11 protein-coding genes, 2 rRNA genes and 1 other RNA gene (1 of these 14 only partly in view) are annotated in these 14,251 nt (G+C 66.3%); 6 read left to right on the forward strand and 8 right to left on the reverse strand.

Annotated features, from left to right (window positions below):
* Positions 1-1,056: ribosomal RNA gene (locus HIV01_RS17025) — 23S ribosomal RNA — on the forward strand; it begins 1,807 nt to the left of the window's first position.
* Between the two features lie 164 nt (positions 1,057-1,220).
* Positions 1,221-1,335 (forward strand): 5S ribosomal RNA (gene rrf, locus HIV01_RS17030).
* Positions 1,336-1,516: 181 nt separating this feature from the next.
* On the opposite strand, the gene rpiA is transcribed toward rrf, so the two are convergent.
* From rpiA to HIV01_RS17065, 7 genes are all read right to left on the reverse strand, one after another.
* A complete protein-coding gene (gene rpiA / locus HIV01_RS17035) occupies positions 1,517-2,179 on the reverse strand; it encodes a ribose-5-phosphate isomerase RpiA (protein WP_200604080.1) in 663 nt (220 codons plus the stop codon).
* A gap of 57 nt (positions 2,180-2,236) precedes the next feature.
* On the reverse strand, positions 2,237-2,707 hold the full coding sequence (locus HIV01_RS17040) for an EVE domain-containing protein (protein WP_200604081.1): 471 nt from the start codon (positions 2,705-2,707) through the stop codon (positions 2,237-2,239).
* A complete protein-coding gene (locus tag HIV01_RS17045) occupies positions 2,704-3,297 on the reverse strand; it encodes a 5-formyltetrahydrofolate cyclo-ligase (RefSeq protein ID WP_200604082.1) in 594 nt (197 codons plus the stop codon). The genes HIV01_RS17040 and HIV01_RS17045 overlap by 4 nt, the downstream gene beginning before the upstream one ends.
* 152 nt (positions 3,298-3,449) lie before the next feature.
* A non-coding RNA gene (ssrS, locus tag HIV01_RS17050) (6S RNA) lies at positions 3,450-3,636 on the reverse strand.
* Between the two features lie 128 nt (positions 3,637-3,764).
* Complete coding sequence (locus tag HIV01_RS17055; protein ID WP_158734165.1) at positions 3,765-4,070, reverse strand: cell division protein ZapA; 306 nt, start codon at positions 4,068-4,070, stop codon at positions 3,765-3,767.
* A complete protein-coding gene (locus HIV01_RS17060; RefSeq protein WP_158734166.1) occupies positions 4,067-4,288 on the reverse strand; it encodes a TIGR02449 family protein in 222 nt (73 codons plus the stop codon). The genes HIV01_RS17055 and HIV01_RS17060 overlap by 4 nt, the downstream gene beginning before the upstream one ends.
* Before the next feature lie 107 nt (positions 4,289-4,395).
* Positions 4,396-8,970, reverse strand: coding sequence for an EAL domain-containing protein (locus HIV01_RS17065; RefSeq protein WP_207527021.1), 4,575 nt, complete (start codon positions 8,968-8,970; stop codon positions 4,396-4,398).
* Between the two features lie 193 nt (positions 8,971-9,163).
* On the opposite strand from HIV01_RS17065, the gene HIV01_RS17070 reads away from it, so the two are divergent.
* Together HIV01_RS17070 and HIV01_RS17075 are read left to right on the forward strand one after the other, a co-directional pair.
* Complete coding sequence (locus HIV01_RS17070) at positions 9,164-9,703, forward strand: UPF0149 family protein (RefSeq protein WP_200606199.1); 540 nt, start codon at positions 9,164-9,166, stop codon at positions 9,701-9,703.
* A gap of 94 nt (positions 9,704-9,797) precedes the next feature.
* Positions 9,798-11,123 (forward strand): aminopeptidase P N-terminal domain-containing protein, encoded by a 1,326-nt coding sequence (locus HIV01_RS17075; RefSeq protein ID WP_200604084.1) that lies wholly within the window; start codon positions 9,798-9,800, stop codon positions 11,121-11,123.
* Between the two features lie 16 nt (positions 11,124-11,139).
* Here the strand turns inward: HIV01_RS17075 and HIV01_RS17080 are convergent, their stop codons facing one another.
* Positions 11,140-12,051, reverse strand: coding sequence for an AraC family transcriptional regulator (locus HIV01_RS17080; protein WP_200604085.1), 912 nt, complete (start codon positions 12,049-12,051; stop codon positions 11,140-11,142).
* A gap of 103 nt (positions 12,052-12,154) precedes the next feature.
* Between HIV01_RS17080 and HIV01_RS17085 the strand changes: the two genes are divergently transcribed.
* Both HIV01_RS17085 and HIV01_RS17090 read left to right on the forward strand, forming a co-directional pair.
* Positions 12,155-12,898, forward strand: a complete 744-nt coding sequence (locus HIV01_RS17085) for an SDR family oxidoreductase (RefSeq protein ID WP_200604086.1) — start codon at positions 12,155-12,157, stop codon at positions 12,896-12,898.
* Between the two features lie 144 nt (positions 12,899-13,042).
* Positions 13,043-14,251: a hypothetical protein gene (locus HIV01_RS17090; protein ID WP_245156860.1), complete on the forward strand. Its 1,209-nt coding sequence runs from the start codon at positions 13,043-13,045 to the stop codon at positions 14,249-14,251.

Below are 14,251 nucleotides of genomic sequence, written 5' to 3' on the forward strand. Positions count from 1 at the left end.
GTTAATTGATGGGGTCAGCCGCAAGGCGAAGCTCTTGATCGAAGCCCCGGTAAACGGCGGCCGTAACTATAACGGTCCTAAGGTAGCGAAATTCCTTGTCGGGTAAGTTCCGACCTGCACGAATGGCGTAACGACAGCGGCGCTGTCTCCACCCGAGACTCAGTGAAATTGAAATCGCTGTGAAGATGCAGCGTTCCCGCGGCAAGACGGAAAGACCCCGTGAACCTTTACTATAGCTTTACACTGAACGTTGAGTTCTTCTGTGTAGGATAGGTGGGAGGCTATGAAACCGAGGCGCTAGCTTCGGCGGAGCCATCCTTGAAATACCACCCTGAAGTGCTTGACGTTCTAACCTAGGTCCGTAATCCGGATCGGGGACCGTGTATGGTGGGTAGTTTGACTGGGGCGGTCTCCTCCCAAAGTGTAACGGAGGAGCACGAAGGTACGCTCAGCGCGGTCGGACATCGCGCACTGTGTGCAAAGGCATAAGCGTGCTTGACTGCAAGATCGACGGATCAAGCAGGTACGAAAGTAGGTCTTAGTGATCCGGTGGTTCTGTATGGAAGGGCCATCGCTCAACGGATAAAAGGTACTCCGGGGATAACAGGCTGATACCGCCCAAGAGTTCATATCGACGGCGGTGTTTGGCACCTCGATGTCGGCTCATCACATCCTGGGGCTGTAGTCGGTCCCAAGGGTATGGCTGTTCGCCATTTAAAGTGGTACGCGAGCTGGGTTCAGAACGTCGTGAGACAGTTCGGTCCCTATCTGTCGTGGGCGTTGGAGATTTGAGAGGGGCTGCTCCTAGTACGAGAGGACCGGAGTGGACGAACCTCTGGTGTTCCGGTTGTCACGCCAGTGGCACTGCCGGGTAGCTATGTTCGGAAGCGATAACCGCTGAAAGCATCTAAGCGGGAAGCGCGCCTCAAGATGAGATCTCCCGGGACTTTAAGTCCCCTAAAGGAACCATCAAGACCAGGTGGTTGATAGGCAGGGTGTGTAAGTGCAGCAATGCATTGAGCTAACCTGTACTAATGATCCGTGTGGCTTGACCATATAACCTCAAGTTGCTTTGGCTTCCGACGCGTCGGACACCATTCGCCAAAAACTTGCTACAATTCCCAACCCATTCGCCGACACGGAGTTCATCCCGTGAAAGCAAACCAACGAGAGCGTGTGCGCGACTCAGTACATCGAGATCCGCGACCCTCCACCCTCTCCCTGGTGATAATAGCTGTGTGGTCCCACCCGATCCCATTCCGAACTCGGAAGTGAAACGCACATGCGCCGATGGTAGTGTGGCTTAAGCCATGCAAGAGTAGGTCATCGCCAGGGGCTTTACCCCGAAACCCCCAGCCAACAGGCTGGGGGTTTCTTTTTGCGCGCAGGAAAGTCAATGCCCGCAAGTTAATGCCGGCAAGTTAATGCCGGCAGCGGATTATCTGGCGGATGTGGGTTTGCCGGGGGCAAACCAAGGAAGAACCCCGGGGCGGGATGCCTGCCGGGGCTGCACTGATTACAGCAGCGTCGGTGGCTCGCCGCCGATGATCACCACGTCGGCGGGACGGCGGGCGAACAGGCCCACGCTGACCACGCCCGGAATCTGGTTGATCGCCTGCTCCATCGCGACCGGATCGACGATCGCCAGGCCGTGGATGTCGAGGATGATGTTGCCGTTGTCGGTGACAACGCCATTGCCGGCGGCGTCCTGGCGCCACACCGGCTGGCCGCGCGTCATCGCCAGGATCTCCCGCGCCACCAGGCTGCGCGCCATCGGGATCACCTCGACCGGCAGCGGAAACTTGCCCAGCACGTCGACGCGCTTGCTCGGGTCGACGATGCAGACAAATTTCTGGCTGGCCTCGGCGATGATCTTCTCGCGGGTCAACGCCGCTCCACCGCCCTTGATCAGGCGCTTGTGCGGATCGCACTCGTCGGCGCCGTCGACATACAGCGACAGCGGGCCGGTGGCATTGAGGTCGAGCACTTCGATGCCGTGCGCACGCAGGCGCTGCGTGCTCTGTTCCGAGCTCGACACCGCGCCCTTGATGCGGTCCTGGATGCGGGCCAGGGCATCGATGAAGAAGGCGACCGTGGAACCGGTGCCGACGCCGACGATCATGCCGTGCTCGACGTACTCGATGGCTTTTTCGCCGGCCAGGCGCTTGGCTTCGCTCATGGTTTCAACTCGTTGGTCTGGATTCTTTCTCGCTGCGCTCGGAGGGAGGCAGGGCGGTTACTCGAGCGACAGCAGGTACTTCCACTGCGCCGCCTGCACCGGGAACACCGACAGCCGGTTGCCCTTGCGGATCAGCGCGAAGTCCTCGCCGAGCTTGTCGGCGTGCTGCTTGATCTCGTCCAGCGAAATCGTGCGCTTGAGCTTGCGATCGAAGGCGACATCGACCAGGAACCAGCGCGGTTCCTCGCGCGTGCTCTTGGGATCGAAGTAGTCGGATTTCGGTTCGAACTGGGTTTCGTCCGGGTAGGCCTTGCTGGCCACCGTGGCGGTGCCGACGATTCCGGGAATCTCGGTATTGGAGTGGTAGAACAGCACGCCGTCGCCGATCTGCATGCCGTCGCGCATGAAGTTGCGCGCCTGGTAGTTGCGGACGCCATTCCACGGCTCGGTGCCGACCCGCTGAAGGTCGTCGATCGAGAACGCATCCGGTTCGGACTTCATCAGCCAGTAACGGCGGCGTGCGGTCATGCGGTGGCCCTGCTGCTGCAATCGATGGTCGTCGATTCGGTGCAGACCGCGTCCAGGGCGACGTCCCAGTCGGCGCGGTCGAGCGTTTCGACCCGTTGCGTGTCGAACGCCGCGCCGACCAGCCACGGCGGGGCCGGGCGCTGGTGGCGGAATGCGAAGCTGCGATCGTACCAGCCGCCCCCCATGCCCAGCCGGTGGCCGCGCAGGTCAAAGCCCACCAGCGGCGTCACCACCAGGCTCATCTGCTCCGGATCGAGCAGGGAGCTGGGTGCCACGTCGGGCTCGGGGATGCCATGGCGGTTGCTGACCAGCGGGTCGCCGGAGCGCCACGGCGCGAAGCGCAGGCGGCCGTCCTCGTTCAGCACCGGCAGGCAGTACACGCATTCGCGCGGCAACCGTAGCTGCCAGACGTGCAGAGCGATCTCGCCATCGGTGGCCCAATAGCCGGAGACGTAGCCGGTGGCCGGCGCGAACGGCAATGCCAGCAGGTGCGCGGCCAGGCGTTCGGCGGCGGCAATACGGTCGCCTGCGCCAAGGGCGCGGCGGCGGTCGCGGAGTTCGCGGCGCAGCGCCGCGCGGTCAGCCGTCATGCGGCGCTCGATCCTTTGCTGCGGCGGGCAGGAAAGCCGCCGGGTGGGGACAGGGTAAAAAAGATCGGGCGCGAAGTCGCGCCCGGTCCTGGGTTTGATCGTTGGTGCAACGATCGAGGCGGCGATCGCGGTGATCGTCGCCCCTGAATGAGTAGTCCTCCGCCGATGGCGATGCTTGCGAAACGACCTTGAACCCGGGGTTCAAGTGGGAACGCTTGGATGCCTTCGGGCTTCCCGCTACGAGGCGGACCTGCACTCCGGGCCTCCGTCGCGCCCCCGGTGTCGTCAATAAGGGACAAGGCGAATGTTTGCGCACGCTGTCGCGCACAGCAGAGGACGTTGCGAAGTATAGCGCGCAGCTTGTTAAGTGCATGCCCGCTCGTCGGCATCGCGATGGAACGGTTCAGTGCACGCGTGTGCACGATTCACGCAACGCGGATACGAAGCGCTACGGAGAGCCTCGCGACTCAGCGCGCAGGCAGGTCGAACAGATCGTCGAGGCGGCGATGCAGGTCGGTCAACGTGCGCGAAAATTCGCGGTCACGGCTCGACTGTTCGTTGCGCAACTGCTGCAGGTCGTGGGCGAGATTGAGTGCGGCCAGCACGGCGACGCGGTCGAGCGCGGCCATGCGGTTGTTGCCGCGTATCTCGCGCATCTTGGCATCGAGCAGCTTGGCCGCCGACAGCAGGCTGTCGCGCTCGTCGGGTTCGCAGCCGACGGTGTACTCGCGATCGAGCAGGCGGATGCTGACCGGTTCGCTGGCACTGCTCACGTATGCTGCTCCAGGGACTTCAATCGCGCGATCATCGCCTCGACACGGGCGCGTGCCTGTTCGTTCTTGGCAAGCAGCGCCGAGCGTTCGCCCATCAGCTGTTCCTGCTGTTGGCGAAGGCTGCGGTTCTCCTCGCCCAGCCGGCGCGAGCGCTCGGCAAGCTGCTCGACCCGGTCGGAGAGCGACTTGAGTTGGGCAAGAAGTTCGGCTTGATCCATGCCGCGCACGATAGCAGGGCCGGGGGACCGGTCAAGGACCCCGGTTCAGGCCGGAGTGGGATGGTCGGTTCCGCCCTGTTCAATCCGCCCCGTTCAATCCGCCCTGATCAACCGGGCGAACCGACCTTGCCGACCGAGCCGTTCCCCGTGGGGCCGGTTCCAGCCGCGCCGCTTCCAGCCGGGTCCGCATCAGTGGCTACGCTCCCGCCCGGCATCGATTGCGGCGTCCAGGCACGGATGAAGGCCAGGCAGTCAGCCGCTTCCAGCGGTCGCGCCAGCCAGTAGCCCTGGATCTCGTCGCAGCCGCGACCGCGCAGGAACTGCATCTGCGCTTCGGTCTCCACGCCCTCCGCTATAACCGTCAGCCCCAGCGAATGCGCCATGGCGATGACCGTCGTGGTGATCGCCTCGTCGTCGGCGTCGCGGGTGAGGTCGCCGATGAATTCCTTGTCGATCTTGAGCGTGTTGATCGGCAGGCGCTTGAGGTAGGCCAGCGACGAGTAGCCGGTGCCGAAGTCGTCGATGGCCAGGCCGACGCCGAGCGAGCGCAATGCATCGAGCGTGGCCGAAGTCTGGCCGGCGTTGGCCATGATCACGCTTTCAGTCAGCTCCAGCTGCAGCATCTCCGGCGGCACGCCACTTTCGACCAGTGCGCGTGCGACCTGCTTGGGCAGGTTGCCGCGCAGCAACTGCAGCGACGACACATTGACCGCCATCGTCAGCTGGTCCAGGCCGTTGTGGCGCCAGCGCTTGAGCACGCCGCAGGCTTCGCGCAGCGCCCATTCGCCGATGTCGAGGATCAGGCCGCTCTCTTCGGCGAGCGGGATGAACTGCGCCGGCGAGATGTCGCCCAGTTCGAAGCTGCGCCAGCGCAGCAGTGCTTCCACGCCGGTGATGCGCGACTGGTCCAGCGACAGCTTGGGCTGGAACACCAGGCGCAGTTCGTTGCGGTCGAGCACGCCGCGCAGCGCTGCAGAGATCGTCGCGCGACCGCGGATCTCCACGTCCATCGCCTCGGTGTAGCGCATGAACGTGCGACGGCCGGCGGCCTTGGCCTGGTACATCGCCGTGTCGGCGTGCTTGAGCAGATCGGTCGGAACAAGCGCGTGGTCGGGGTACAGGCTGATGCCGATGGACGGCGAGATCACCACGTCGTGGCGCTGGTCGATGTCGAGCGGCGTTTCGAAGGCGACCAGCACGTCGCGCGCGACCTGCTCGGCCTGCTCGACGTGTTCAAGGTTCTCCAGCAACACGGTGAACTCGTCGCCACCGAGGCGGGCCACGGTGTGCTGCGGTCCGACCGCCTGCTGCAGGCGGATCGCCGCGGCGCGCAGGATGCGGTCGCCGGCGGCGTGGCCGAGCGAGTCGTTGATGTCCTTGAAGCGGTCCAGGTCGAGGAACAGCATCGCGATGCGGCTGCCGTGGCGGCGTGCGCGCACGATCGCCCGCGACAGGCGCTCCGACAGCAGCGCGCGGTTGGGCAGGCTGGTCAGCGTGTCGTAGTTGGCCAGGTAGCGCAGTTCCTGCTCGGCGCGCTTCTGGTCGGTGATGTCGCCGAGCACGGCGACGTAATGGCCGTGCTGGCCGCTGGAGTCGAGCACTTCGCTGCCCTGGAACCAGCACAGGAATTCATCGCCATTCTTGCGCTGCTGCCAGATCTCGCCGGACCAGCGTCCGTTGCGACGCAGCTCGCTGCGCACGTGCTGGTAGAACGCCGGATCGTGCTGGTCGCTGTCGAGCAGGCGGGTCGGACGCCCGATCACTTCCGAATCGGCGTACCCGGTCATGCGGGTGAAGGCGGGATTGACCGAGACGAACTGGAACTCGCGGTCGAACACCGCGACCGCCTCGATCATGCTGTTGAGCACCTGGCCGGCGATCAGGCGATCGCGCTCGGCGCTGCGGTTGGCGGTGATGTCGCGGGCGGTGCCGGCCACGCGCAGGGCGCGACCGTTGGGCGAGCGTTCGACCACCCGGCCGCGTGCACGCATCCACACCCACTTGTTGTCTTCGCGCACGCGGTGTTCGGACAGGAACAGCGCAGCGTCGCCGCGCAGGTGGCGCTTGAGCTGTTCGACCGCCTGCGGCTGGTCTTCGGGATGGATCTGCAGATTCGAATCGACCAGCGTCTGCACGCCCAGGTCCGGAGTGAGCCCGGCCTGGTCGTCGGCGCGCGTGCGGCGCAGCACGCGGCTGTCGAGGTCGTAGTCCCAGAACTGCTCGCCCGATGCCCACAGCGCCAGTTTCAGGCGTTCGTCGCGCTCGCGGATCTGGGCGAAGTAGCCACGCTCGCGACGGCGATCGCGATGGCGGCGCCATGCCAGCACCAGCGCCAGGGCCAGCGCCGCCAGCACCGCACCAGCGGTCACCAGCGGATGACGCCACAGCGGCGGTGCGATGCGCACCGGGATCTCCAGCGTCTGCTCGTTCCAGACGCCGTCGCGGTTGGTGGCCTGGGCGAGGAAGGTGTAGTTGCCCGCCGGCAGTCGCGTGTAGGTGACGTCCTGCCCGCTGCCGTTGTCGACCCAGTCCTTGTCGAAGCCGTCCATGCGGTAGCGGTAGCGGATGCCGGCCGCCGGGGCGAAGTCGAGCGAGCCGATGCGCAGGCGCAGCAGGCCGGCGGCATCGGGCAGGTCGAGCCGGGTCTGCTGCCAGAGCGCGCGCGGTTCGGCGGTCGCTTCGCTGCCGACCCAGGCGCCGAGCAGCTTGATCGGTGCGCTGTAATCGGAGTCGACGATGCGCGTGGGATCGAACAGGTTCAGGCCGCGCACGCCGCCGAAGACGATGCGGCCGTCGCCCAGTTGCGCCATCGAACCGCCATGGAACTCCAGGTCCTGCAGGCCATCGGCGAGGCCGTAGCTGCGGGTGCGCTCGCTGCCCATGTCGAAGCTGATGATGCCGGCCTGCGTGCTCAGCCACAGCCGGCCGGCCGGACCTTCGGCGATCGCGAACACGACCGGCACCATGTCGCTGTTGAGCGTGCCGGTGAGCGGGTGGGCAAAACTGACGCCGCCGTCGGCCGCTTCGACCACGCGGCTCAGGCCGGCATGCGTGCCGACCCAGAGCGTGCCGTCGCGCGCCACGTGCAGGGCGCGCACGCGATTGCCCGGCAGGCTTGCCGGGTTATTGCTGTCGTGTCGGAAGTGACGCACCTTGCCGGTGGCGGGATCGAGCACGTCCAGGCCATCGCCGGTGCCGATCCAGACATGGCCGTGGCGGTCTTCCACGATCGCGTGCACGACCGGGAAGCTCAGGCCGTCGGGATCGTTCTCGCGATACCGGTAGTGGGTGACCTTGCCGCTCTCGGGAACGTAGTGGAACGCGCCATTGCCATGGCTGCCGATCCAAAGCGAGTGATCGCGCGCGACCGCCAGCGAACGCATCGGCTGGCGCTCCATGCCCGTCACCGCCAGGTGGCGGGCCTCGCGCCGCTGCGGGTCGAGCAGATAGAGGCCGACGTCGGTGGCTACCCACAGTTCGCCTGCGGTGGCTGGTGCGAATGCGGTCACGCGCGGTGGCGTCGCCTGGTCACCGAGCAGCGGGGTGAGATCGTCGAAGCGGTCTTCCGCCAGCTCGTATCGCAGCAGGCGGGTGTTGTCGGTGCCGAGCCAGAGCGCGCCGTCCTCGGACTGCGCGATGGTGCGAATGCTGTCGGCGGCAGCCGGGCTGCGCGGGCGCGAATGCTCGAGATTGAAGACGTAGCGGAAGCGCGTGCCGCGCGGATCGGCGACGGCGACGCCGCGGAACTGGCCGCCCACCCAGAGCATGCCGCCACGGTCGACCAGCAATGCATTGACGGCATCGTCGGGAAGGCTGGCCTCGATGCGAGGCTCCTCGTGCACTTCTTCGGCGTTGCCGGTGGCGGGATCGAAGCGGCGCAACCCATAGCCGTAGACCGACAGCCACAGCCGGTGGTCGGGCGTCTGCGCGATCGCCCGGACCGACGTCGCAGCCGGATCCGCCGGCGCTTGCAGCGGCCACGCCTTCACAAGGTCGCGGCCGTTACTGTGCAGCCGGAACAGGCCATCGCTGCGGCCCACCCACAGCTGGCCTGCCTGGTCCTGTTGCAGCGACAGCACCGGCTCCTGCGGGCCGACGCGTTGCACAGTGCCGGCCGGATCGATGCGATGCAGTCCGAGCGGACCGCCATACCAGGCCATGCCGTCGCGGGTCGCCAGCAGCGTCTGCCGGCTCGTGGCTCCGGCAGGCTGCGACTGCAACGACAGCACGGTCTGGCGCGTGCCGCTGTCCGGATTCAGCCGTTCCAGTCCGGCCGTGGTGCCGACCCAAAGCAGCCCGCGGTAGGGCAGGACCGCCACCACCTGGCGATGGGGGTGGCTGGGCGCCGACGCCGCGTAACGGCGGATCTTGCCGTTGCCCAGATCGAGGCGGCTCAGGTATTCCGAAGAGGTGCCCACCCACAATGCCCGTCCGCCCTCGAGCGCGAGCGCGGTGATGTTGCTGTCTGGCAGGCTCTGGGGGTCGCGCGGGTTGTGCCGGAAGGGCAGGTAGCGCTGGCCGTCGTAACGGTGCAGGCCGCCCTGGGTGGCAACCCAGACGAAGCCCTGCGGGTCCTGGACCATGGCCGTGACGGTGTTCTGGGTGAGGCCGCGCTCGCTGCCCAGGCGCGAGAAGTAGAAATCGCGCGTCGCCGCCGCTGCCGGCGCGGTCGCCAATGCCAACGCCAGTACCGGTCCGGCAAGCCGGACGAGCCAGACGATCCGGACGGGGAAGCAGGCTAGGGAGGGCGGACGCACGGACACCCGGGGTTTGAGTATTGCAGCGCGCAGTGTAGGCAAGCGTTCAGCCCGGCAACAAGACGCGCCTGCGTTGCTACACTGCCGTGACTCCCCCGAGCCTTGTCCCGTGCCCGAAATTGAACTGCCCGATTTGACCGCCATCGAGGCCGAGAGCCGCCAGCTGGCCCTTGCTGCTTCTCCCTTTGAGCTCCATGGCGGCCTGTGCGGCTGGCTCGCCGGCGGCGGTACGGCGGTGCGCGAATGGCCGGCCAAGGTGCTGGCCGACGATGCGCTGCCGACGCCTGCCGAAGGCGGCGCCCTGGACGAATTGCGCGAAGCCAGCGCGGCCCAGCTGGCCGACCGCAGCTTCGACTTCGCCCTGTTGCTGCCTGCATCCGACACCTCGCTGGCCGAGCGCAGCGGCGCGCTGTTCGACTGGTGCCGCGGATTCCTCGGCGGCTTCGGCCTGGCCGGCGGCGGCAAGATCAAGCTGTCCGACGAGGGCCAGGAAGCACTGGCCGACCTGGGCAAGCTCGCTGCCGCGCAACCGCAGAGCGACGGCGACGAGGAAGACGAGATCGCGCTGGTGGAGATCGAAGAGTTCGTCCGCGTCGCGGTGCTGCTGTTGCACGGCGACTGCGTGCTGGCCACGCAGCATCGGCAACGCCTGAACTGATCGAGCTGTCAGGATCGAGCTGTCTGATCTGCCCGTCCATGTGTCCGGGGCGCGTTCTCCCGTAGCGGGGAGGGCGCCCACTCAACGGTTATCCATGTCCAAGTCCATCACGATTCCCGCCAAGGCCTACGCCCGCCGCCGCAAGCAACTCATGCGCATGGCCGGCGACGACGCGATCCTGGTGCTGCCGGCCGCGCTCGAACGCATCCGCAGTCGCGACACGCATTACCCCTATCGCCAGGACTCCGACCTGCTCTACCTCACCGGCTTCCCGGAGCCGGAGGCGGTGCTGGTGCTGGTGCCCGGTCGCAAGCACGGCGAGGTGCTGCTGTTCTGCCGCGAACGCGATGCCGAGCGCGAAAGCTGGGATGGTCCGCGCTTCGGCCCGGAGGGTGCGGTCGAAGCGTTCGGCCTGGACGATGCCTATCCGATCACCGACCTCGACGACATCCTGCCTGGCCTGCTCGAAGGCCGTTCGCGTGTCTATTACCACTTCGGTCGCGACCAGGAATTCGATCTCAAGCTGATCGGCTGGCTCAACCGCGTGCGCGCGATGGTGCGCCAGGGTGCGCAGCCGCCGCACGAGTTCCTCGAACTGGGTCATCTGCTCGATGAGTTGCGTCTGTTCAAGGACCGCGACGAGATTCGAATGATGCAGCGCGCCGCCGACATCAGCGTGCTCGCGCACGAGGCGGCGATGCGCGCTGCGCGCCCGGGCGTGCACGAGTACCAGTTGCAGGCCGAACTCGAGCGTGTGTTCCGCCAGCATGATGCCGAGCCGGCGTACAGCAGCATCGTCGGTGCCGGCAGCAATGCCTGTGTCCTGCACTACCGCGCCAACAACGCACAAGCTCGCGACGGTGACCTGGTGCTGGTCGATGCCGGCGCCGAATACCGTGGCTACGCCGCCGACATCACCCGCACCTTCCCGGTCGGTGGTCGCTTCAGCAAGGAGCAGCGCGCACTCCATGATCTGGTCGGCGCTGCGCAGGCAGCGTCGCTGGCACAGGCGCGCGCCGGCATCCCGTACGAGGCGGGTCATGTGGCGGCTGTGGAGACGCTGACCGAAGGACTGCTCAAGCTCGGCCTGCTCAAGGGTCGGCTCGAGAAGAACCTCGCCGACGGCAGCTACAAGCGGTTCTATCGCCACAAGACGGGTCACTGGCTCGGTCTGGATGTGCACGACGTCGGCGAGTACCGCATCGATGGCGAGTCGCGCCTGCTCGAACCAGGCATGGTGTTCACGATAGAGCCGGGCCTGTATGTCTCGCCTGATGACAGCACGGTCGATGCGAAGTGGCGCGGTATCGGCATTCGCACCGAGGACGATGTGCTGGTCACGCAGGACGGTCATCAGGTGCTGACCGGGAAGCTGGCGCGCAGCGCCGATGAGATCGAGGCGTTGATGGCCGGCGGTTGAGGCCAGGCAGAGCTGACTACTGGGCGCGGGCGTACCGCCCCGGTGCCTGGCCGACGTGACGGCTGAACGCAGTGCTGAAGGTGCTGGCCGAGCTGTAGCCCACGCGCTCGGCGACCTCCGCCAGTCCGAGGGAGCCGGCGCGCAGCAGATCCTTGGCCACGGCCATGCGCCACGCCAACAGGTATTCCATCGGCGGCAGGCCGACAGTACGGCTGAAGCGTTCGAAGAATGCCGAACGCGACAGCGCCGCTTTCCTCGCAAGCTCGGCCATCGTCCACGGGCGCGCAAGGTGGCCGTGCATCTGCCGGATCGCCGGGGCCAGTCGTGCATCGGCCAGGCCGCGAAGCAATCCGGGTGGCGCGTCGTCGCCGGAGGTCGAGCGCAACGCTTCGATCAGCAACACTTCGACCAGGCGTGCCAGCAACAGATCGCGTCCCGGACGATCGTCTCCGGCCTCCTCACCGACCAGGCGCACGAGCAGCGAGAGCCGTTCGACTCCGCGCACGTGCATCACCGTCGGCAACAGTGGCACCAGCAAAGACGCATCGGGCGATCCAAACAGGAAGTAGCCGCCCAGTAGCCGCACGTCGGGCTTGCCGCCGCGCCTGCCGTGGCGGATCTCGCCAGTCGGCGCAGGCGTCAGCCTCGGGTCGATGTGCGCGGGTTGCGTTGTGTCCTCGTTCGACACCGACAGGCTCGACATCGTGAAGCCGGGCGTTGCAGGCAACAGCACGAAATCTCCGGTCTGGAGCACCAGGTCGGGATGGCCATCGACCGCGAGCCGGCAACGGCCGTCGAGCACGGCGCAGAAGCTGGGCTGGCCATAGTCGCTGTAGCGCACCGCCCAGTGCCCGGCCCCGCTGATGCCCTTGGAGAACACGGCGCGCGGCTGCAACAGCGCGATCACTTCGGAGAGAGGGTCCTGCATGTCTGGACGCTCGCAAATGAAATGCGGACTTCAGATGGTAGAGAGTCCTGGTGCCTTCCGCCATCGTATCCACCGTCAAATCCCCCTCGACGGAAAATTCCCCATGAAAACCGTACTCATCACCGGCTGCTCCTCGGGCTACGGCCTGGAAACCGCCCGCCACTTCCACGCCCGGGGCTGGAACGTCATCGCCAGCATGCGCACGCCCCGCGAGGACGTGCTGCCGCAATCCGACCGCCTGCGCGTGCTGCGACTCGACGTCACCCGGCCCGACAGCATCGCCGCCGCGATCGCCGCGTGCGGACCGATCGATGTGCTGGTCAACAACGCCGGCATCGGCCTGTTCGGGGCCTTCGAAGCCACGCCAATGACGACCGTGCGCGAGGTCTTCGAGACCAACGTCTTCGGCGTGATGGCGGTGACGCAGGCGGTGCTGCCGCAGATGCGCGAACGCCGCTCGGGTGCGGTGGTGAACGTGACCTCGAGCGCGACGCTGGCGCCGATGCCGCTGGTGGCCGCCTACACCGCGAGCAAGACCGCGGTCGAGGGCTTCACCGGATCGCTTGCCCTGGAGTTGGCCGAACTCAACGTGCGTGCAAAACTCGTCGAGCCGGGTTACGGGCCGGGCACGCAGTTCTCGGCCAACAGCGGCTCGCGCATGGACGGGCTCATCCCTGAAACGTATGCCGCCTTTGCACAGCGCACGCTCGCCTCGTTCATGCAGCCTTCGGAAGTAACGCTGCCGACCGATGTGGCCGAAGTCGTGTGGCGTGCTGCCAACGACGCGAGCGGCTCGCTGCATTTCGCGGCAGGCGCGGACGCGCTGGCGCTGGCGGGTTCGAGGTGATGGAGGAAAGGCGCGCCATGTCGCGGCAATGATGGTCCCTTCACTGCCGGGCCGTACGCTGGCGAGGTGCTACTGGCGCAGCTGAAAACGAAGAGGCGTCTGCGTCCGGCATCCACGGTTGCCGGACTGCTTGTAGCGTTGTGCGTGGGGCCACTTTTCGCCGGGTCTGGCGGTGAGTCCGACTGCCGGCAACGACTGTTGCAGGAACTTGGATGGCGTTTCGTTGCGGCGGATGTCGCCGCGATCGACATCCACGCTGGCGCGCCCTGCGATCGCGCCAGCCTGGCCGAGGCCATCGCGGCCGGGGACCTGGTGGTGCGGGTTCCACGCCACCTCGACGCCGCCGCGGGAAGCCGTCTCGAAGAGGAGTTGCTGGCGCACCCTGCGACCCACTGCGCCTATGCCTTCGCGCTTGGCAATGCGACGCGGCGCGCGGTCGATCGACTGGTGGCAAACCCGGGCTTTCGCTTCTCGTCCGTGCAGATGGGATGGATCGGATTCGGGCCGACTGGCGCAGCGCACGACGGCTGGAAGCCGATCGCCACGTTCGGGCGTGGCTACCAGCCCAGCGGCGCGAATTCGCGCGCGATCGAAGCCTTCTACACGGGTCAGGTGCGCGGCGAATGCGGCCTGGGGCGACAGGTTGCACAGTACGCCGCACAAGCCGAGCTCTATGGCATGGATGGTTTCGATGCCGAGTTCGCTGCCGACGAGATCGTCATCGGCACGTTCAATCGTCTCAATGAAACGCGAAGCATCCTGCTCGGATCCTCCGCGGGCGGGTTCACCCGCGACGGGCGCGCCGCGCAGGCCTCGCAACAGGGACGCCAGGCGTTCATGGGGCTTCCGGGCTTCATCTTCCACGTGTTCGATCGCAGCAAGCTGGACGATCTCAATAACCAGGCTGAGAACTTCGTCGTCTATGACGTCAGTGCCGAAGCGGCCGCAGCGCTGCGCGAGCAAGGTGGCCTGGAGTTCTACAACGAGCGCAACCGCGAAGTGTGGTCGCTGGCGCGGTCGGTCCAGGCGCGAAAGCCGCGACGCTTCTTCGAACGGCTTCTGTTCGAGCGTGACGCCACGTTGCGTGCGGACCAGTCGGCGGCGACGCAGGCCACGCTGGAACGGATCGATCGACTGCTTGACGATCCGTTCTACCGCGGCTTCGAGGTCTATGTGCACAAGCAGGGCGTGAAGCCGGTCGGCTTCCATGTCGCGCGGCTGCTCGATCGCAATCCGCGCACGCCGTTTCGCATTGAACTGGGACTGCACAACCTGCACACGACGTTGTACCGGCGTTACCTCGACCACCGTCTGCGCGAATGTGAAGCAGGCTTGCCGCAGGCGTCGCCGTGA

The sequence above is a fragment of the Lysobacter arenosi genome, assembly GCF_016613475.2.
Classification (GTDB): domain Bacteria; phylum Pseudomonadota; class Gammaproteobacteria; order Xanthomonadales; family Xanthomonadaceae; genus Lysobacter_J; species Lysobacter_J arenosi.